General features: G+C 71.8%; 14 protein-coding genes. 9 read left to right on the top strand and 5 right to left on the bottom strand.

Annotated features, from left to right (window positions below):
* The first annotated feature begins 81 nt into the window (after positions 1 to 81).
* From LRS74_RS12190 to LRS74_RS12180, 3 genes are all read left to right on the top strand, one after another.
* Positions 82 to 1,905 carry an ABC-F family ATP-binding cassette domain-containing protein gene (locus LRS74_RS12190; RefSeq protein ID WP_277741032.1) on the top strand — a complete coding sequence of 608 codons (1,824 nt, stop codon included), beginning with the start codon at positions 82 to 84 and terminating at the stop codon, positions 1,903 to 1,905.
* Between the two features lie 268 nt (positions 1,906 to 2,173).
* Entirely contained in the window at positions 2,174 to 4,198 is a 2,025-nt protein-coding gene (locus tag LRS74_RS12185) for a hypothetical protein (RefSeq protein ID WP_277741031.1), read from the top strand.
* Positions 4,199 to 4,529: 331 nt separating this feature from the next.
* On the top strand, positions 4,530 to 5,231 hold the full coding sequence (locus LRS74_RS12180; RefSeq protein WP_277741030.1) for a LuxR C-terminal-related transcriptional regulator: 702 nt from the start codon (positions 4,530 to 4,532) through the stop codon (positions 5,229 to 5,231).
* A 118-nt stretch (positions 5,232 to 5,349) separates the two neighbouring features.
* Here LRS74_RS12180 and LRS74_RS12175 read toward each other — a convergent pair whose 3' ends face one another.
* Both LRS74_RS12175 and LRS74_RS12170 read right to left on the bottom strand, forming a co-directional pair.
* Positions 5,350 to 5,661: a hypothetical protein gene (locus tag LRS74_RS12175; protein WP_277741029.1), complete on the bottom strand. Its 312-nt coding sequence runs from the start codon at positions 5,659 to 5,661 to the stop codon at positions 5,350 to 5,352.
* 33 nt (positions 5,662 to 5,694) lie between these two features.
* Positions 5,695 to 7,365, bottom strand: a complete 1,671-nt coding sequence (locus LRS74_RS12170) for a sodium:solute symporter family protein (protein WP_277741028.1) — start codon at positions 7,363 to 7,365, stop codon at positions 5,695 to 5,697.
* Positions 7,366 to 7,591: 226 nt separating this feature from the next.
* On the opposite strand from LRS74_RS12170, the gene galT reads away from it, so the two are divergent.
* From galT to LRS74_RS12150, 4 genes are all read left to right on the top strand, one after another.
* Positions 7,592 to 8,638: a galactose-1-phosphate uridylyltransferase gene (galT, locus tag LRS74_RS12165; RefSeq protein ID WP_277741027.1), complete on the top strand. Its 1,047-nt coding sequence runs from the start codon at positions 7,592 to 7,594 to the stop codon at positions 8,636 to 8,638.
* Positions 8,635 to 9,642 carry a UDP-glucose 4-epimerase GalE gene (gene galE / locus LRS74_RS12160; protein ID WP_277741026.1) on the top strand — a complete coding sequence of 336 codons (1,008 nt, stop codon included), beginning with the start codon at positions 8,635 to 8,637 and terminating at the stop codon, positions 9,640 to 9,642. Before galT ends, galE begins: the two co-directional genes overlap by 4 nt.
* Complete coding sequence (gene galK, locus LRS74_RS12155) at positions 9,639 to 10,835, top strand: galactokinase (protein ID WP_277741025.1); 1,197 nt, start codon at positions 9,639 to 9,641, stop codon at positions 10,833 to 10,835. Before galE ends, galK begins: the two co-directional genes overlap by 4 nt.
* A 365-nt stretch (positions 10,836 to 11,200) precedes the next feature.
* Positions 11,201 to 12,013 (top strand): response regulator transcription factor, encoded by an 813-nt coding sequence (locus LRS74_RS12150; protein WP_277741024.1) that lies wholly within the window; start codon positions 11,201 to 11,203, stop codon positions 12,011 to 12,013.
* Here LRS74_RS12150 and LRS74_RS12145 read toward each other — a convergent pair.
* Positions 11,972 to 12,469, bottom strand: a complete 498-nt coding sequence (locus LRS74_RS12145) for a MarR family transcriptional regulator (protein ID WP_277741023.1) — start codon at positions 12,467 to 12,469, stop codon at positions 11,972 to 11,974. The two genes, LRS74_RS12150 and LRS74_RS12145, sit on opposite strands and share 42 nt — an antisense overlap.
* Positions 12,470 to 12,606: 137 nt before the next feature.
* Between LRS74_RS12145 and LRS74_RS12140 the strand changes: the two genes are divergently transcribed.
* Positions 12,607 to 13,455 (top strand): trans-aconitate 2-methyltransferase, encoded by an 849-nt coding sequence (locus tag LRS74_RS12140; RefSeq protein WP_277741022.1) that lies wholly within the window; start codon positions 12,607 to 12,609, stop codon positions 13,453 to 13,455.
* 64 nt (positions 13,456 to 13,519) lie between these two features.
* Here the strand turns inward: LRS74_RS12140 and LRS74_RS12135 are convergent, their stop codons facing one another.
* Both LRS74_RS12135 and LRS74_RS12130 read right to left on the bottom strand, forming a co-directional pair.
* Complete coding sequence (locus LRS74_RS12135) at positions 13,520 to 14,209, bottom strand: TetR/AcrR family transcriptional regulator (RefSeq protein WP_277741021.1); 690 nt, start codon at positions 14,207 to 14,209, stop codon at positions 13,520 to 13,522.
* Positions 14,206 to 15,204: a fatty acid desaturase gene (locus LRS74_RS12130; protein ID WP_277741020.1), complete on the bottom strand. Its 999-nt coding sequence runs from the start codon at positions 15,202 to 15,204 to the stop codon at positions 14,206 to 14,208. Before LRS74_RS12130 ends, LRS74_RS12135 begins: the two co-directional genes overlap by 4 nt.
* Before the next feature lie 211 nt (positions 15,205 to 15,415).
* Here LRS74_RS12130 and ppc point away from each other — a divergent pair, with 211 nt between their 5' ends.
* Positions 15,416 to 18,136, top strand: a complete 2,721-nt coding sequence (ppc, locus tag LRS74_RS12125; RefSeq protein ID WP_277741019.1) for a phosphoenolpyruvate carboxylase — start codon at positions 15,416 to 15,418, stop codon at positions 18,134 to 18,136.
* The last annotated feature ends 86 nt before the right edge of the window (positions 18,137 to 18,222 follow it).

Below are 18,222 nucleotides of genomic sequence, written 5' to 3'. Positions count from 1 at the left end.
GCCGTACTCGGCACACCGCGCGCGGCGACTACCCTGGGATGCCGGTCGGAAGCCCGATCGAACCGCACCAGCAGGAGTGAGATGGCCACCAACCTCGTCAATCTGGAAGCCGTCGGCAAGGTGTACGGCACCCGTGCGCTGCTCGACGGCGTCTCCCTCGGCGTCAACGAGGGCGACCGGATCGGCGTCGTCGGCCGCAACGGAGACGGCAAGACCACCCTGATCCGGATGCTGGCCCGGCTGGAGGAGGCCGACAGCGGCCGCGTCACCCACGCCGGCGGGCTGCGGCTGGCCGTGCTCACCCAGCACGACTCCCTCGACCCGGCGGCCACCATCCGGCACGAGGTGATCGGCGACCTGGCCGACCACGAGTGGGCCGGCAACGCCAAGATCCGTGACGTGCTCACCGGGCTGTTCGGCGGGCTCGACCTGCCCTCCTTCCCGCAGGGTCTGGACACGGTGATCGGCCCGCTCTCCGGCGGCGAGCGGCGCCGGATCGCGCTGGCCAAGCTGCTCATCGCCGAGCAGGACCTGATCGTGCTGGACGAGCCCACCAACCACCTGGACGTGGAGGGCATCTCCTGGCTCGCCCGGCACCTGAGCGCCCGCCGCTCGGCGCTGGTGTGCGTCACCCACGACCGGTGGTTCCTGGACCAGGTCTGCACCCGCATGTGGGATGTGCAGCGCGGCGTCGTCCACGAGTACGAGGGCGGCTACAGCGACTACGTCTTCGCCCGGGCCGAGCGGGAGCGCATCGCCGCCACCGAGGAGGCCAAGCGGCAGAACCTCATGCGCAAGGAGCTGGCCTGGCTGCGCCGCGGCGCCCCGGCCCGCACCAGCAAGCCGCGCTTCCGCATCGAGGCGGCCAACGAGCTGATCGCGGACGTGCCGCCGCCGCGCGACTCCTCCGAGCTGATGCGCTTCGCCGGCTCGCGCCTGGGCAAGACCGTCTTCGACCTGGAGGGCGTGACCGTCCAGGCCGGCCCGAAGGTCCTGCTGAAGCACCTGACCTGGCAGCTCGGCCCCGGCGACCGCATCGGTCTGGTCGGTGTCAACGGCGCCGGCAAGACCTCGCTGCTGCGGGCCCTGGCCGAGGCCGCCCGCACCGAGGGCGAGGAGCAGCCCGCGGCGGGCCGGATCGTGGTCGGCAAGACCGTGCGGCTCGCCTACCTCTCCCAGGACGTCGCCGAACTCGACCCGGACAAGCGGGTGCTGGAGGCCGTCCAGCAGGTGCGGGACCGCGTCGACCTGGGCAAGGGCCGGGAGATGACGGCGGGCCAGCTGTGCGAGAAGTTCGGCTTCACCAAGGAGAAGCAGTGGACGCCGGTGGGCGACCTCTCCGGTGGTGAGCGGCGCCGGCTGCAGATCCTGCGGCTGCTGATGGACGAGCCGAACGTGCTGTTCCTGGACGAGCCCACCAACGACCTCGACATCGAGACGCTCACCCAGCTGGAGGACCTGCTCGACGGCTGGCCCGGCTCGCTGGTGGTCATCAGCCACGACCGCTACTTCGTCGAGCGCACCACGGACCGGGTGCTGGCGCTGCTGGGCGACGCCACGCTGCGGATGCTGCCGCGCGGCATCGACGAGTACCTGGAGCGGCGCGAGGCGGCCGCCGCTGCCGCCAACGCGGCCGCGGTGCCCGGGGCCGGGGCCTCGGGCGGCGGCGCCGCGCCCGCCAAGCCCAAGGGCGGCGGCGACACCCGGGCCGCGAAGAAGGAACTCCAGCGCATCGAGCGCCGCCTGGACCGCATCAGCGAGCAGGAGACGAAGCTGCACGAGCAGATCGCCGAGCACGCCACGGACTTCGCGAAGGTCGCGGGCCTCGACGCCCAGCTGCGCGAGCTGGCGGGCGAGCGGGAGGAGCTCGAACTGCGCTGGCTGGAGCTGGCCGACGAGGTGTGAGGGGGGCGTGGAGGTGCGGTGCCGCACCTGCAACAACCTCATCACGGGCGGGTCTCGGCCGGCGGTCCCGGTGAGACCAGCCCGTGGGGCGCACGGGTCGGGTGATACAAAGAACTCCCGCTTGCCAGCCGTTGACTGGCGGGTTTCATGTCCGATTCGCTCCTTCCCGAGGGGTTTTGATCCTCTCCCAGCTGTCGCCGGGAGGTGCCCCTCGGGATCGCGGGGGAGACCGATCGGCCGCTGAGCCCGCGCGAGAAGGAAATACCCGATGTCACAGCCGCCCCAGCCGCCCAACCAGCCTCCCCCTGGCTCGCCCGGGGGCGGCTTCGGCGCACCGCAGACCCCTCCGCCCGGCCAGCCCCCGCAGAACGCGGGCGGCTACGGGTACCCGCCGCAGGCCCCCGGCCAGGCGCCGGGTCAGCCGCCGCAGACCCCGCCGCAGAACGCGGGCGGTTACGGCTATCCGCCGCAGGCCCCCGCTCAGGCGCCGGGTCAGCCGCCGCAGACGCCGCCGCAGAACGCGGGCGGCTACGGCTACCCGCTGGCTCCCCCGTCGGCGCCGCAGACCCCGCCGCCGGGCGGCTTCCCGGGGCAGCCGCCCCAGACGCCGCCGCAGAACGCCGGTGGTTACGGCTACCCGCAGGCGCCCGCGTCGGCGCCGCAGACGCCGCCGCCGGGCATCCCGGGCCAGCCGGTGCACGCACAGCCCACCCAGGTGGGCATGCCCTCCCCGTTCGCCACCGGTGGACAGCAGCAGTACGGCTATCCGCCGCAGGCCGCGCCCCCGGGCGCGTACCCCTCCGGCGGCTATCCCGCGGTGCCCGGCACCCCGGGCGGGAGCGGCAAGTCCAAGCAGCGGATGATGGTCATCGTCAGCGCGGTGGTCGCGGTCGCGCTCGCCGCCGGCGTCGGCATATTCTTCGCCACCAAGGACGACCCCGAGCCCAAGCCCAAGCCCGGCCCCACCGCGAGCGGCAGCGAGGGTGGGACCGAGGGCGGCGAGGGCGGCCAGAACGGCGGCAAGGACCCCTTCAAGGACGTCCCCGCCGGGGAGACGGTCGACGCCGAGCTGCTCGCCAAGGTGCCCATGCCCAAGGTCAAGGACCTGTTCAACGTCCCCGGCGTCTGGGCGACCGACAAGGTCTTCGCCAAGGCCGGCGTCAACGAGATCCTCGGCTTCTCGCCGGACGGCCGCAGCAGCAAGTGGAAGATCCCGCTGGACGGCGAGATCTGCTGGTCCTCGGCCCATGTCACCGAGGACGGCAAGACCGCCGTGCTCTTCGAGGACCACAAGCCCAAGAACAAGGACGACTACGCGAGCTGCTCCGAGGTCGGCCTCATCGACCTCGACGCCGGCAAGATGGTGTGGCAGAAGCACATCGCCGAGAGCGGTGACCGCGTCCGCTTCGACGAGGTGACCATCGGCGGCGGCACCGTCGCCGCGGGCGGATCCCGCGGTGGCGCCGCCTGGTCGCTGGCCGGCAAGGAGCTGTGGAAGCCCACGGAGGGCGACGACTGCGCCGACCAGGGCTACGCCGGCGGCAGTGACAAGCTGGTCGCGGTCCACCAGTGCGGCGAGTACAGCAACCCGCGCATCGAGGTGCAGACCGTCGACCCGACCTCCGGTTCGGTGAAGTCCTCCTACACGGTGCCGTCGGGCATCGAGTACGTCCACGTCGCCTCCACCGACCCGCTGATCATCGGCTTCGACGCCGGTGACTCCACGGGCGCGGCGGTCTCCGACTTCCTCGTCATCGACGACAGCGCGAAGGCCGGCAAGCTGCGCAGCAAGATCGCCACGCTGAACGGCCAGTACACCGCCCAGTGCGAGTCGGTCAACGTGGAGGGCTGCGGCCAGCTCGCCGTCAGCAAGGAGGCCGACGCGCTGTTCATGGCCACGGAGGAGCGCCCCAGCTCCAACTCCGGGGCGCAGAACGAGATCGTCGCCTTCAGCCTGAAGACGGGCAAGGCGGTCGGCAAGGCCGACGGCGTCGCGGAGGCCACCCTGGTGCCGCTGGGCCTGGACAAGGACGGCTACGTCATCGTCTACCAGGAGAGCAGCTACTCCAAGGGCGGCGGCGTCTGGCGGATCCACCCGACGAAGTACGAGAAGACGCAGCTGCTGCGCAACCCCGATGCCAGCGCCGAGCTGGAGGGTGACTTCGCCCCGAACCACGAATGGGTGGTCTACGGGAACGGTCGTCTGTATCTGGGGGCCGTCTACGCGGACAAGCCGTCCAGCAAGTACGACAAGGACGACCCGCTCGCCATGGTCTTCGGCGCCTCCAGCTGATCTCGCGCCGCCGGCCGTGATCGCCGTGGCCCCGCCCGCACTGCTGTGCCGGCGGGGCCGCTGCCGTATAAAGGGGTCGCTCGACGGTAGCGGAACGATCCCTTTCGGACGCTGACGTGATGTCAAGTAGGCGCCATTGGCCGGGATTTCGGCATTCCGGGGGGCTTCTTCCCGGTAAGGGGCGCGCGAGGTCGAACAACCGTGTAGCTTCCCGGAACAAAGGGCTCACGGGCTGTGACGATGCGGGGTCGTTATCGTTAGCGCGAACGGCAGAGCAAGGGGGCCACAAGGGCCCGGGGACTCGTCTCCCTGGGCGAATGGGGGGGAGCTCATGGGTGTGCGACTCATGGTGGTCGACGACCACCGGCTGCTCGCTGAGGCGCTCGCCTCGGCGCTGAAGCTGCGCGGGCACCGGGTGCTCGCGGCGGCGGCGCCGAGCGCCGGGGCCGCCGAACTGGTGGTCAGCCGGGCGCCGGAGGTGTGCCTGCTGGGCACGTCGACACCGGCCGAACCCGGTGCCTTCGAACCGGTGGTGCGGATCAAACGGGAGCGGCCGCAGGTCGCGGTGGTGGTGCTCGGGCCGGTCCCGAGCCCGCGCGGTATCGCCGCCGCCTTCGCCGCCGGCGCCTCCGGCTATGTGCGGCACGACGAGCGCATCGACGGCGTGGAGCGGGCCATGGTCAAGGCGAGGGCGGGCGAGGCGGCGGTGGCCCCGCAACTGCTCCAGGGCGCCTTCACGGAGCTGCTCAATCCGGCCGCGCAGCCGGACGACGAGGGCGCCCGGCTGCTCCAGATGCTCACGCCGCGCGAGGTCGAGGTGCTGGTGCGGGTCGCCGAGGGCGAGGACACCCGCCTCATCGCCGCCGGCATGGGCATCGCGCCCAGCACCGCCCGCACCCATGTCCAGCGCGTTCTGATGAAGCTCGGCGTCGGCTCCCGACTGGAGGCCGCCGCGCTGGCGGCCCGCACGGGACTCCTCGACCGGGCCGGAGGCGTGGGCGGCACCTCGGGTGCGGGGCGCGCGGTGCGGTAGGCGTTCCCCCTCCGGTCGGCCTCGGCCGCGGCGTGTGTTCCGGCGGTGGCGGTGGGTTCGGCGCCGCCGCGCCGGTCGTCGGGGGTCCGCGCCGTCGCGGCGGGAGAGGTGCCCCTGATCACTCCGCGGGGGTGTCCGGGGTCTCCTCCGGCTCCGGGAGGGGCGGGGCGTGGACGACCGGCCGGAGCCACGCCCAGACCAGGAAGAACGTGCCGAGGGCGAGCATGCCGATGCCCGTCCAGAGGTTGATGTTGATGTCCTGGGCCTTCTTCAGGTCCGCGTCGGAGGCGGTGAGGCCGGCGATGGTGACGATGATGCCGTAGACGACGAAGAGACCGCCGATGATGCGGCGGATGTCGAAGAGGCGGGCCGCGGTGGCCGACTTGCGCTCCAGTTCCTCGACGTCGTGCTGGTACTCGTACTCGCTCATGATGGGTACACCTCGGCGTCCGGGGGAGAAGCGTCAGATGGAGAACGGGATGTAGCAGGCGGCCGCCAGGACGATCGCGCCCCAGCCCAGCAGCGCCGGCTTGCGGTACCAGGCGTCGTCGCCGGCGGCCGGCGGCTCGGCCATGCCGGGGGAGCGGGTGCCGTAGACCAGGCCCGCCAGCTGCTCGATCGGCTTGGGTCGGGTGAACGCCGAGACCGCCACCATCACCACGCCGCCGACCACGAAGGCCACGATCGAGGAGACGAAGTTGGCGCCCTGGTCGCTGGGGATGTCCACGACGCCCTGCTTGTAGAACCAGAAGTAGTTGACCATCGCGGCGACCGTGCCGGACAGCAGCCCCCAGAAGCCGGCCGCGGCCGTCGACCGCTTCCAGAACATGCCGATGATGAAGACGCAGAACAGCGGCACGTTGAAGAACGAGAACAGCGTCTGCAGATAGTTCATGATGTTGCTGAAGGACGAGGCGATGAAGGCCGTGCCCATGCCCATCAGCACGCCGATCGCGGTCACCACCCGGCCGGTCGCCAGGTAGTAGCGGTCCTCCCGCCCCTTGACCACGTACGCGGCCCAGATGTCGTTGGTGAAGACGGTGTTGAAGGACGAGACGTTGGCCGCCATGCCGGCCATGAACGCGGCGAGCAGGCCGGTGACCGCGATGCCCAGGACGCCGTTGGGGAGCAGGTCGCGCATGAGCAGCGGAATGGCGTCGTTGTACTGGAGGTCGCTGCCCTCCTTGCCCAGCGTCGGCTCCATGGCCAGGGCGATCAGCCCGGGGACGACCACCACCATGGGGATGAGGATCTTGGGGTAGGCGGCGATCAGCGGGGTGCGCTGGGCGGCCGACAGGTTGCGCGCCGACAGGGCGCGCTGCACCTCGGCGAAGTTGGTGGTCCAGTAGCCGAAGCTCATCACGAAGCCGAGGCCGAGCACGATGGTCAGCCAGTTGGCGCCCAGCGGGTTGGGTTCGCCGATGCCGGTGCCGCCCCAGGCGGACAGGAAGTCGTCGCCGTGGCTGCCGGTGAGGGTGTCCGACAGTCCGTCCCAGCCGCCGACCCGCTTGAGACCGACGACGGTCAGCGGGATCAGCGCGGCGAGGATGACGAAGAACTGCAGTACCTCGTTGTAGATGGCGGAGGACAGGCCGCCGAGCGTGATGTAGGCGAGCACGAAGAAGCCGGCGACCACGATCGCGACCCACTGGGGCCAGCCGATCAGCGCCTCCAGCACGATCGCCATCGCGTAGAGGTTGACGCCGGCGATCAGCACCGAGGAGACGGCGAAGATCAGGGAGCTGAGCAGGTGCGAGGACGGCCCGAAGCGGTGCAGCAGGAACTCGGGGACGGACCTGACCTTGGAGCCGTAGTAGAAGGGCATCATCACCAGGCCCAGGAAGACCATGGCGGGGATGGCGCCGATCCAGTACCAGTGCACGGTGTAGGCGCCGTACTGCGCGCCGTTGGCGGCCATGCCGAGGATCTCGGTGGCGCCGAGATTGGCGGCGACGAAGGCCAGGCCGGTGACCCAGGCCGGCAGCGACCTCCCGGAGAGGAAGAAGTCCAGGCTGGTCTTGACGCTGCGCCGGGCGAAGTAGCCGATGCCCAGGACGACGACGAAGTAGATGCCCAGGATCGTGTAGTCGAGCCCGTTGGTGGGGAGTCGCAGCCCGTCAGCCAAGTACTGCATCGAATCACTCTTTTCGAGTCCGCTGCCAGCACGGGAACGCACAGGAACGTACGCTTCTCTGTTCAGTTTCTGAACAGTTATGTTGAGTCTCTTTGTTGGATCGTGATGAACGTAGCCGAATCATCTCGGTATGTCCGGGAATCGAGGGCGCATTGACGCCGCTGTTGAGTCGTGGTTCATTGTGTTTGTTTGTGTTGAGTAGTTGAGGGAGTGGCGAGGAGCCCCGGTGCAGAAGACGGCGGTCCGGCTGGCGGACGGGCGTGAGTTGATCTACTACGACTCACGCCGCGACGCGGTGCGCGACGCCGTCGACCGGCGGCCGCTCGAACCCACCGCGACCACCTCCGAGATCCGCCTCGACCCGCTGCTCGGCGACCGGGTGGCGATCGCCTCGCACCGCCAGGGCCGCACCTACCACCCGCCCGCCGACCAGTGCCCGCTGTGCCCGTCCCGCCCGGGCCGCCCCAGCGAGATCCCGGCCGCCGACTACGAGGTCGTCGTCTTCGAGAACCGCTTCCCGTCGCTGGTCGGCGACGGCGGGCGGTGCGAGGTGGTCTGCTTCACCGCCGAGCACGACGCCTCCTTCGCCGACCTCACCCCGCGCCAGGCCGCGCTGGTGCTCGCGGCCTGGACCGACCGCACCGCCGAACTGGCCCAACTCCCGGCGATCGAGCAGGTCTTCTGCTTCGAGAACCGGGGCGCGGAGATCGGCGTGACCCTCGGCCATCCGCACGGCCAGATCTACGGCTATCCCTTCGCCACCCCCCGCACCGAGGCGATGCTGCGCTCACTCGCCGCGCACCGCGAGCGCACCGGCGGGCGCAACCTCTTCGACGACGTGCTGGCCGACGAGCGGGCGGACGGCCGACGGATCGTCCTCGACGGCGAGCACTGGCTGGCCTTCGTGCCGTATGCCGCGCACTGGCCGTACGAGGTGCATCTCTACCCGAAGAGCCGGGTGCCGGACCTGCGGGCGCTGGACGAGGCGGCCCGCGCGGAGTTCCCGGCGGTGTACCTGGAACTCCTCAGGCGGTTCGACCGGATCTTCGGCGACGCCGAGCCCCCTACGCCGTACGTCGCCGGCTGGCACCAGGCGCCGTTCCGGGCGGCCGACCGCGACCGGTTCGCGCTCCACCTCGAGCTCTTCACCGTTCGCCGCACTGCCGGCAAGCTCAAGTTCCTCGCTGGTTCCGAATCCGGCATGAGTGTGTTCATCAACGACGTGCCGCCGGAGGCCGCGGCGCAGCGACTGCGAGAGGTAGCGAGCACATGACCAACAAGTACCTGGTGACGGGCGGCGCGGGCTATGTGGGCAGCGTCGTCGCCGCGCATCTGCTGGAGGCGGGCCACCAGGTCACCGTGGTCGACGACCTCTCCACCGGACACCGGGCCGGCGTGCCCGCGGGCGCCGAGTTCGTCGAGGGGCGCGTCCAGGACGTCGCCAAGTGGCTGGACCGCTCCTACGCCGCGGTGCTGCACTTCGCCGCCTTCTCCCAGGTCGGGGAGTCGGTCGTGGACCCCGAGAAGTACTGGCTCAACAACGTCGGCGGCACCGCCGCGCTGCTCGCCGCGATGCGTGACGCGGACGTGCGCACCCTGGTCTTCTCCTCCACGGCCGCGACCTACGGCGAGCCCGCCACCACCCCCATCACCGAGGACGCCGCGACCGCGCCGACCAACCCGTACGGCGCCACCAAGCTCGCCGTCGACCACATGATCAGCGGCGAGTGCGCGGCCCACGGCCTGGCCGCGGTGTCGCTGCGCTACTTCAACGTGGCCGGTGCCTACCGCGCGGCCGACGGCGTCGTCTACGGCGAGCGTCACGACCCGGAGTCGCACCTGATCCCGCTCGTCCTCCAGGTGGCCCAGGGCCGCCGGGAGGCGATCTCCGTCTTCGGCGACGACTACCCGACCCCCGACGGCACCTGCGTCCGCGACTACATCCACGTCGCCGACCTCGCCGACGCCCATCTGCTGGCGCTGGACGCGGCCCGCGAGGGCGCCGCGGACCGCCGGGTGAGCCCCGGCGAGCACCTGATCTGCAACCTCGGCAACGGCAACGGCTTCTCGGTGCGCGAGGTCGTCGAGACCGTGCGCCGGGTCACCGGCCACCCCGTCCCCGAGGTCGTCGCGCCCCGCCGCGGCGGCGACCCGGCCGTCCTGGTCGCCTCCGCCGAGCGCGCCCGGGACCGCCTCGGCTGGCGCCCGCGCCGCGCGGACCTCGCCGGCATCGTCGCGGACGCCTGGGAGTTCGCCCGGCGCGGTGAGAGCGCATGAGCGATCCGTACGGCGCCGGCCACGGTCCGGAGCGCACGGCCGCGGCCTTCGCGGCGGTCTACGGCGGCCCGCCGGCCGGGGTGTGGGCGGCGCCGGGCCGGGTCAACCTGATCGGCGAACACACCGACTACAACGACGGCTTCGTGATGCCGCTGGCGCTGCCGCACACCACGCTGGCCGCGGCCGCGCCGCGCGCCGACGGGCGCCTGCGGCTGCACTCCGGGGGCGTGCCCGAGGCCGGCGTGATCGAGCTGCGGATCGCGGAGCTGGCGCCGACCGCCGCGCCGCGCGGGGCGGCGGCCCGTTGGGCGACCTACCCGGCGGGGGTGGCCTGGGCGATGCGGGAGGCCGGCCTGGCCGTGGGCGGCGCGGACCTGCACCTCGACAGCACGGTGCCGACGGGGGCGGGGCTGTCCTCGTCGGCCGCGCTGGAGGTGGCGACCGCGGCCGCGCTCAACGACCTGTACGAGCTGGGGCTCGCGCCGCAGCGCCTGGCCCGGCTGTGCCAGCGGGCGGAGAACGCGTTCGTGGGCGTCCCCTGCGGGATCATGGACCAGACCGCGTCCGCCTGCTGCACCGAGGGGCACGCGCTCTTCCTGGACACCCGCTTGCTGACCCGGCGGCAAGTACCGTTCGATTTGGCGGCCCAGGGACTGCGTCTTCTGGTGGTCGACACCCGGGTCAGACACGAGCTGGCAGACGGCGCGTACGCGAATCGGCGCGCCTCCTGTGAGACGGCCGCGCGGGCGCTCGGGGTGCGTGCCCTGCGTGACATCCCCTACGTGCAACTGAAATCGGCCCTCGCGGACCTGGGCGAGGACGACAGACTGCGGCGCCGTGTCCGCCATGTGGTGACCGAGAACCGACGGGTGGAGGAGGCGGTCGCGCTGCTGGACGTTGGCGAGGTCCGCGCCGTCGGCCCGCTGCTGACCGCGGGCCACGCCTCCTGCCGCGACGACTTCGAGGTCTCCTGCCCGGAGCTGGACCTGGTGGTCGAGTCGGCCAACGCGGCGGGCGCGCTGGGCGCCCGGATGACCGGAGCCGGCTTCGGCGGTTCGGCGATCGTGCTGGTCACGGAGGCGGACGCGGAGCGGATCGGCCAGGTGGTGCGGGACGCCTTCGCCGCCGCCGGCTACCGGGCCCCGCGAGTCTTCCCGACGCTGCCCTCGCCGGGGGCGCGACGGTTGGCCTGAGCGAGACCGCCGCGGGGCGGGGTGATGATCTGCGATGCGCCTGCGGTGGCCGGCGGCGAGCTCGCATTGGGGCGATCATTTTTCGTCATTGGCGGTTGACTTCCGCCACTTTGCGGAACACTCACCCCATCGTGAACGGGGGCGCCAGGCAGTTTTGCGGTTTCGCCTCCGATGTCGGATCCCAGCCGTACGCTGAGCTAGGCGTCGGTGGGGGCCGACGCTCATCAGGGGGCGAGACAGGCAGGTACGACGCCCGGGGTGGGGTGGCGATCACCGCACGGCGGCGGCCGTGTGGTCGAGCGATCCGGCACCGGGCGCCGTACCCGCACTGGCTCATCGCATCCGGCGACATGGGGGGTGGGGCTGTGGCACGCATCCGGGTTCTCGTAGTGGACGATCACCGAATCTTCGCCGAGTCGCTGGCCGCTGCCCTGGCCGCGGAGCAGGACGTGGACGTGGCGGCGGCGGGCAGCGGGCCGGCGGCGCTGCGCTGCCTGGAGCGCGGGGCGACCGAGGGGCGCCGCTTCGACGTGATGCTGGTCGACTCCGACCTGGGCACCGCGACCGCCGACCTCGCGCAGCCCGCGTACGCGGCCGCGTCCATGGCGGGCGACGCCGGCCCGGCGGGGACCAACGGCCGGGCGGTCGGCGGCCGGCCGGGCGTGGACGGGATCTCCCTGGTCGGCGCCGTGCGCACCGCGCACCCCGCCGTCCGCACCGTGGTGCTCGCCGAGCGCGACGACCCGCGCCGCGCGGCCGCGGCGCTGCAGGCCGGGTCCTCCGGCTGGGTCGCCAAGGACTGCTCGCTGTCCCGGCTGCTCGCGGTCATCCGCGGAGTGCTGCGGGACGAGACGCATCTGCCGCCGGCGCTGCTCACCGGCGTGCTCCGGGAGCTGACCGCCGCCCGCAAACACCGCACCGAGAGCGAGCGGCTGGTGGAGTCGCTGACCCCGCGCGAGCGCGAGGTGCTGCGCTGCATGGTGGCGGGGCTGGGCCGCAAGGCGGTCGCCGAGCGGCTCTTCCTCTCCCCGCACACCGTCCGCACGCACATGCAGAACGTGCTGGGCAAGCTCGGGGTGCACTCCACCCTGGCGGCCGTCGCGCTGGCCCGCCGGGCGGGCGTGGGCCCCGTCGACCTAGCTGGGGATGTTGTCGAACGGGGCGGTCAGCTGGCGTAGCAGCCCGGCCAGTTCGCCCCGCTGCTGACGGGAGAGCTCGGCGAGGATCGCCCGCTCCTGGGCGAGCAGCCCGGCCAGGGCCTGGTCCGCCCGGTCCCGCCCCTCCCGGGTGAGCCGCACCAGCACCCCGCGACGATCGCTGGGGTCGGGCAGCCGCTCGACAAGGCCCTTCTTGGCCAATCTGTCGATGCGATTGGTCATGGTCCCCGAGGTCACCAGCGTCTGCGTGAGCAACTGCCCAGGTGAGAGCTGGTACGGGGCGCCCGCCCGGCGCAGCGAGGTCAGGACGTCGAACTCCCACGGCTCCAGCTGGTGCTCGGCGAAGGCCAGCCGGCGCGCCCGGTCGAGGTGGCGGGCCAGCCTGCTCACCCGGCTGAGCACCTCCAACGGTTCCACGTCGAGGTCAGGGCGCTCCCGGCGCCACGCCGCGACCAGCCGATCGACCTCGTCCTCCATGGCGATCAGTGTAGTTGGTCTGTCGACATGAAGTCTCTTGACGTCAAGAGATACTCTGCGGGGCGGCTGGGCATCGAATGGCGGGTAAGCGGACCGTTCCGCTTCAGCGTCATCCGTTCCTGCTAGGGGGCTCGAACATGCACGTCGCTCCAACCTGGGATCCGCGGCAGTACCTCCGGCACGCCAGCCTGAGGACGCGTCCCTTCCTCGACCTGCTCGCCCGCATCGCGGAGCCGCCGGCCGCCTCGGGGCGCCCCATCCGGATCGCCGACCTCGGGTGCGGCCCCGGAAACGTCACCGCGCTGCTCGCCGACCGCTGGCCGACCGCGCACATCACCGGCTACGACAACTCCGCCGAGATGCTCGCGGAGGCCCGGCGCCACGCCGGCGAGACCCCCGGCGGCGGCCACCTCGACTTCCGGTCCGCCGACGCCGCCGACTGGGAGCCCGGCGAGACCTACGACCTGATCGTCTCCAGCGCGGCACTCCAGTGGGTGCCCAACCACGCCCGCTCCTTCGAACGCTGGGTCGACTCCCTCGCCCCGGGCGGCACCCTCGCCTTCCAGGTGCCCGGCAACTTCACCTCGCCCAGCCACGCCCTGCTGGGCGAGCTCTGCGACGCCCCGCAGTGGCGAGAGCGCCTGGAGGGCTTCGGACGCCGCTTCATCCACATCCTGGACCCGGTCGACTACCTGGAGCGGCTCACCGGCCTCGGCTGCGCCGTGGACGCCTGGGAGACCGTCTACGTGCCGATGCTGGACGGCCCGGACCCGGTGCTCGAATGGGTCAAGGGCACGGCCCTGCGGCCCGTGCTGACCGAACTGCACGACGACCCGGAGGCATCCGAGGAGTTCCTCGCCCAGTACCGGGACCTGCTGCGCAAGGCCTATCCGCCCGGGCCCTACGGGACGCCGTTCCCCCACCGGCGGATCTTCGTCAACGCCCGCAGGCTGAGCGCGTACGACAGCCCCGCGGACGCGGGATGACCGGCATACGCGCTGGGGCCCGCCCCGCGCCCGGGGCGGGCCCCAGCCAGGCGGCTGCTTCCCGTCAGTTCTTGCGGTGACCTATCAGCCGCGGCTTCGGCTCCAGGCCGTCCAGCCCGTGCCAGGCCAGATTCACCAGATGCGCCGCCACCTCGGCCTTCTTGGGCTTGCGCACGTCCAGCCACCACTGACCGGTCAGCGCCACCATGCCCACCAGCGCCTGCGCGTACAGCGGGGCCAGCTTCGGGTCGAAGCCCCGGGCCTTGAACTCCAGGCCCAGGATGTCCTCCACCTGAGTGGCGATATCGCTGATCAGCGAGGCGAACGTGCCCGTGGACTGGGCCACCGGAGAGTCCCGCACCAGGATCCGGAAGCCGTCGGTGTACTGGTCGATGTAGTCCAGCAGCGCGAAGGCGGCCTGCTCCAGCAGCTCACGCGGATGGCCCGCGGTCAGCGCGCCCGTCACCATGTCCAGCAGCTGGCGCATCTCGCGGTCGACCACCACCGCGTACAGCCCCTCCTTACCGCCGAAGTGCTCGTACACCACCGGCTTGGAGACCCCGGCCTTGGCCGCGATCTCCTCCACCGAGGTGCCCTCGAAGCCGCGCTGCGCGAAGAGCGTGCGACCGATGTCCAGCAGCTGCTCCCGGCGCTCCTTGCCGGTCATCCGGACGCGGCGGGCGCGCCGGCCCGAGCCCGTGGGCCGGTTCTTGTTGTTGCTGGTGTTGCTGTCGATCGCCACGTCGTCAATCATGCCGCCTTCGCGGAGCCTTCCTTGCCTCGGGCACCTTCCGTGCGGCGGGCGTCGATCCGCGACTCGCTCGGCCAGCGCACGTCATACGCCCAGCCGGCCTTCTCGAACCAGCGGATGATCCGGGCGCTGGAGTCCAGCTGGCCCCGGAGCACCCCGTGCCGGGCGGAGGTCGGGTCGGCGTGGTGCAGGTTGTGCCAGGACTCGCCGCAGGACAGCACCGCCAGCCACCACACGTTGCCGGAGCGGTCCCGCGACTTGAACGGGCGCTTGCCGACCGCGTGGCAGATCGAGTTGATCGACCAGGTCACATGGTGCAGCAGCGCGACCCGGACGAGCGATCCCCAGAAGAACGCGGTCAGCGCGCCCTGCCAGGACCAGGTCACCAGGCCGCCGACCAGCGGCGGGATCAGCAGCGAGACCGTGGTCCACAGCACGAACTGGCGGGAGATCGTCCGGACGACGTCGTCCTTGACCAGATCCGGCGCGTACTTCTGCTGCGGAGTCTGCTCCTGGTCGAACATCCAGCCGATGTGCGCCCACCACAGGCCCTTCATCAGCGCCGGCACCGTCTCCCCGTACCGCCACGGGGAGTGCGGGTCCCCCTCGGCGTCGGAGAACTTGTGGTGCTTGCGATGGTCGGCGACCCACCGCACCAGCGGCCCCTCCACCGCCAGCGAACCGGCGATCGCCAACGCGATCCGCAACGGGCGCTTGGCCTTGAAGGAACCGTGCGTGAAGTAGCGGTGGAAGCCGATCGTGATGCCATGGCAGCCGATGTAGTACATCGCCACCATCAGACCGAGGTCGAGCCAGCTGACGCCCCAGCCCCAGGCCAGCGGGATCGCCGCGAGCAGGGCCACGAAGGGCACGGTGATGAAGAGCAGCAGGGTGATCTGCTCGATGGACCGCTTGCTGTCCCCGCCCAGGGTGGCGGAGGACAGCGGGGTTTCCTGGGCCTTCGGCGCGTCTTCGACCACGTCGGGGCTTGCAGTCATGGAGTTCCCTCGCGGGGGTTCGGGGGACGGGGGTTCTGCGGGCCGAGGCTACGGATCCGTAACCTACGGCTTCGTAAGTATGGCAGGGCGCGGAAGCGCGGCAACAGGGCTGGAGACCCAGCGCGCCGTCCGCCGCCTATCCTGGGTGGCGTCGGACAGCGCGGTCCGCACCCCGCCAGACGTGCTCATTCATCGCAAGGAGCCGACACCTGTGAGCAGTGCCGACCACACCAATGCCGCCCTGCGTGCCGACATCCGCCGTCTCGGAGACCTTCTCGGAGAGACGCTGGTCCGCCAGGAGGGCCCCGAACTCCTCGAACTGGTCGAGCGCGTCCGCGCGCTGACCCGCAGCGACGGCGAAGCCGCGGCCGAACTGCTGCGCTCCACCGACCTGCCCACCGCCGCCAAGCTGGTACGGGCCTTCTCCACCTACTTCCACCTGGCCAACGTCACCGAGCAGGTGCACCGCGGCCGCGAGCTGCGCGCCAAGCGGGACGCCGAGGGCTCGATCCTCGCCCGCACCGCCGACCAGCTCAAGGAAGCCGACCCCGAGCACCTGCGGCAGACCGTCGAGCGCCTCAACGTCCGCCCGGTCTTCACCGCCCACCCCACCGAGGCCGCCCGCCGCAGCGTGCTGAACAAGCTGCGCCGCGTCGCCGAGCTGCTCGACGCCCACGCCGGAAACGGCGACACCCGCCGCACCGCACTGCGCCTGGCCGAGAACATCGACCTGCTGTGGCAGACCGACGAGCTGCGGGTGGCCCGCCCCGAGCCCGCCGACGAGGCGCGCAACGCCATCTACTACCTGGACGAGCTGCACGCCGGCGCCGTCGGCGACGTCCTCGAAGACCTGATCGCCGAACTGGACCGGGTCGGCGCCCCGCTCCCCACCGGCACCCGCCCCCTCACCTTCGGCACCTGGATCGGCGGCGACCGCGACGGCAACCCCAACGTCACCCCCGAGGTGACCTGGGAGGTGCTGATCCTCCAGCACGAGCACGGCATCACCGACGCCCTCGACGCCGTCGACGACCTGCGCAAGGCGCTCTCCAACTCCATCCGCAACAGCGGCGCCACCGAGGAGCTCCTCGCCTCCCTCCAGCGCGACCTGGAACTGCTGCCCGAGATCAGCCCCCGCTACAAGCGCCTCAACGCCGAAGAGCCCTACCGCCTCAAGGCCACCTGCGTCCGGCAGAAGCTCCTCAACACCCGGGAGCGGCTCGCCGCCGGCACCCCCCACCAGGAGGGCCGCGACTACCTCGGCACCGCCGAGCTCGTCACCGACCTCCAGCTCATCCAGGAGTCGCTGCGCGCCCACCGCGGCCAGCTGATCGCCGACGGACAGCTGGAGCGCACCATCCGCACCCTGGGCACCTTCGGCCTCCAGCTCGCCACCATGGACGTGCGCGAGCACGCCGACGCCCACCACCACGCCCTCGGCCAGCTCTTCGACCGCCTCGGCGAGGAGTCCTGGCGGTACGCGGACATGCCCCGCGAGTACCGCGCCAAGCTGCTCGCCAAGGAACTGCGCTCCCGCCGGCCGCTGGCCCCCACCCCGGCCCCGCTGGACGCCGCCGGCGCCAAGACCCTCGGCGTGTTCCACACCATCCGCGAGGCGTTCGAACGCTTCGGCCCCGAGGTCATGGAGTCGTACATCATCTCCATGTGCCAGGGCTCGGACGACGTCTTCGCCGCCGCGGTGCTGGCCCGCGAGGCCGGGCTGATCGACCTGCACGCCGGCTGGGCGAAGATCGGCATCGTGCCGCTGCTGGAGACCACCGACGAGCTGCGGATCGCCGACCAGCTGCTCGACGAGATGCTCTCCGACCCCTCCTACCGCCGGCTGGTCGCCCTCCGCGGCGACGTCCAGGAGGTCATGCTCGGCTACTCCGACTCCTCCAAGTTCGGCGGCATCACCACCAGCCAGTGGGAGATCCACCGCGCCCAGCGGCTGCTGCGCGACGTCGCCCACCGGCACGGCGTGCGGCTGCGGCTCTTCCACGGCCGCGGCGGCACCGTCGGCCGCGGCGGCGGCCCCACCCACGACGCGATCCTCGCCCAGCCCTGGGGCACCCTGGAGGGCGAGATCAAGGTGACCGAGCAGGGTGAGGTCATCTCCGACAAGTACCTGGTGCCCTCGCTGGCCCGGGAGAACCTGGAGCTGACGGTCGCCGCCACCCTCCAGGCCTCGGCCCTGCACACCGCCCCGCGCCAGTCCGTGGAGGCCCTGGCCCGCTGGGACGCGGCCATGGACACCGTCTCGGACGCCGCCCACGCGGCGTACCGGCGACTGGTGGACGACCCCGACCTGCCGGCCTACTTCTTCGCCTCGACCCCGGTCGACCAGCTCGCCGACCTGCACCTGGGCTCCCGGCCCTCCCGCCGCCCGGACTCCGGCGCCGGGCTGGACGGGCTCCGCGCCATCCCCTGGGTCTTCGGCTGGACCCAGTCGCGGCAGATCGTGCCCGGCTGGTTCGGCGTCGGCTCCGGGCTCAAGGCGGCCCGCGAGGCCGGCCTGGACACCGTCCTGGACGAGATGCACCAGCACTGGCACTTCTTCCGCAACTTCCTGTCCAACGTCGAGATGACGCTCGCCAAGACGGACCTGCGGATCGCCCAGCACTACGTGGACACCCTGGTGCCGGACGAGCTGAAGCACGTCTTCGACACCATCCGGGCCGAGCACGAGCTCACCGTGCGCGAGGTGCTGCGGGTCACCGGCGAGGCCGAGCTGCTGGACGCCAGCCCGGTGCTCCAGCAGACCTTCCACGTCCGCGACGCCTACCTGGACCCCATCTCCTACCTCCAGGTCGCCCTGCTGCACCGCCAGCGCGTCGCCCGCGAGCGCGGCGAGGAGGCGGACCCGCTGCTGGGCCGGGCGCTGCTGCTCACCGTCAACGGTGTGGCGGCCGGGCTGCGCAACACCGGCTGACCCGCGGCCGGTGACGCACGACGTCCCCCGGCGGAGCCGCGCTCAGGGAGCGGCTCCGCCGGGGGACGGGTTTTTTCCGGCGACGC

This window comes from Streptomyces sp. LX-29 (assembly GCF_029541745.1).
Lineage (GTDB): Bacteria > Actinomycetota > Actinomycetes > Streptomycetales > Streptomycetaceae > Streptomyces.
The sequence above is the reverse complement of the archived record's forward strand: the minus strand, read 5'-3'. Positions and strand labels throughout refer to the sequence as shown.

What these genes read in the sequence shown, in the direction of transcription:
- LRS74_RS12175 (WP_277741029.1), bottom strand. Translation starts at nt 5,661, where the DNA reads ATGAGCGAGTACGAGTACCAGCACGACGTCGAGGAACTGGAGCGCAAG.
- LRS74_RS12190 (WP_277741032.1), top strand. Translation starts at nt 82, where the DNA reads ATGGCCACCAACCTCGTCAATCTGGAAGCCGTCGGCAAGGTGTACGGC.
- galE (WP_277741026.1), top strand. Translation starts at nt 8,635, where the DNA reads ATGACCAACAAGTACCTGGTGACGGGCGGCGCGGGCTATGTGGGCAGC.
- LRS74_RS12145 (WP_277741023.1), bottom strand. Translation starts at nt 12,469, where the DNA reads ATGGAGGACGAGGTCGATCGGCTGGTCGCGGCGTGGCGCCGGGAGCGC.
- galK (WP_277741025.1), top strand. Translation starts at nt 9,639, where the DNA reads ATGAGCGATCCGTACGGCGCCGGCCACGGTCCGGAGCGCACGGCCGCG.
- LRS74_RS12140 (WP_277741022.1), top strand. Translation starts at nt 12,607, where the DNA reads ATGCACGTCGCTCCAACCTGGGATCCGCGGCAGTACCTCCGGCACGCC.
- LRS74_RS12185 (WP_277741031.1), top strand. Translation starts at nt 2,174, where the DNA reads ATGTCACAGCCGCCCCAGCCGCCCAACCAGCCTCCCCCTGGCTCGCCC.
- LRS74_RS12180 (WP_277741030.1), top strand. Translation starts at nt 4,530, where the DNA reads ATGGGTGTGCGACTCATGGTGGTCGACGACCACCGGCTGCTCGCTGAG.
- LRS74_RS12135 (WP_277741021.1), bottom strand. Translation starts at nt 14,209, where the DNA reads ATGATTGACGACGTGGCGATCGACAGCAACACCAGCAACAACAAGAAC.
- LRS74_RS12170 (WP_277741028.1), bottom strand. Translation starts at nt 7,365, where the DNA reads ATGCAGTACTTGGCTGACGGGCTGCGACTCCCCACCAACGGGCTCGAC.
- LRS74_RS12130 (WP_277741020.1), bottom strand. Translation starts at nt 15,204, where the DNA reads ATGACTGCAAGCCCCGACGTGGTCGAAGACGCGCCGAAGGCCCAGGAA.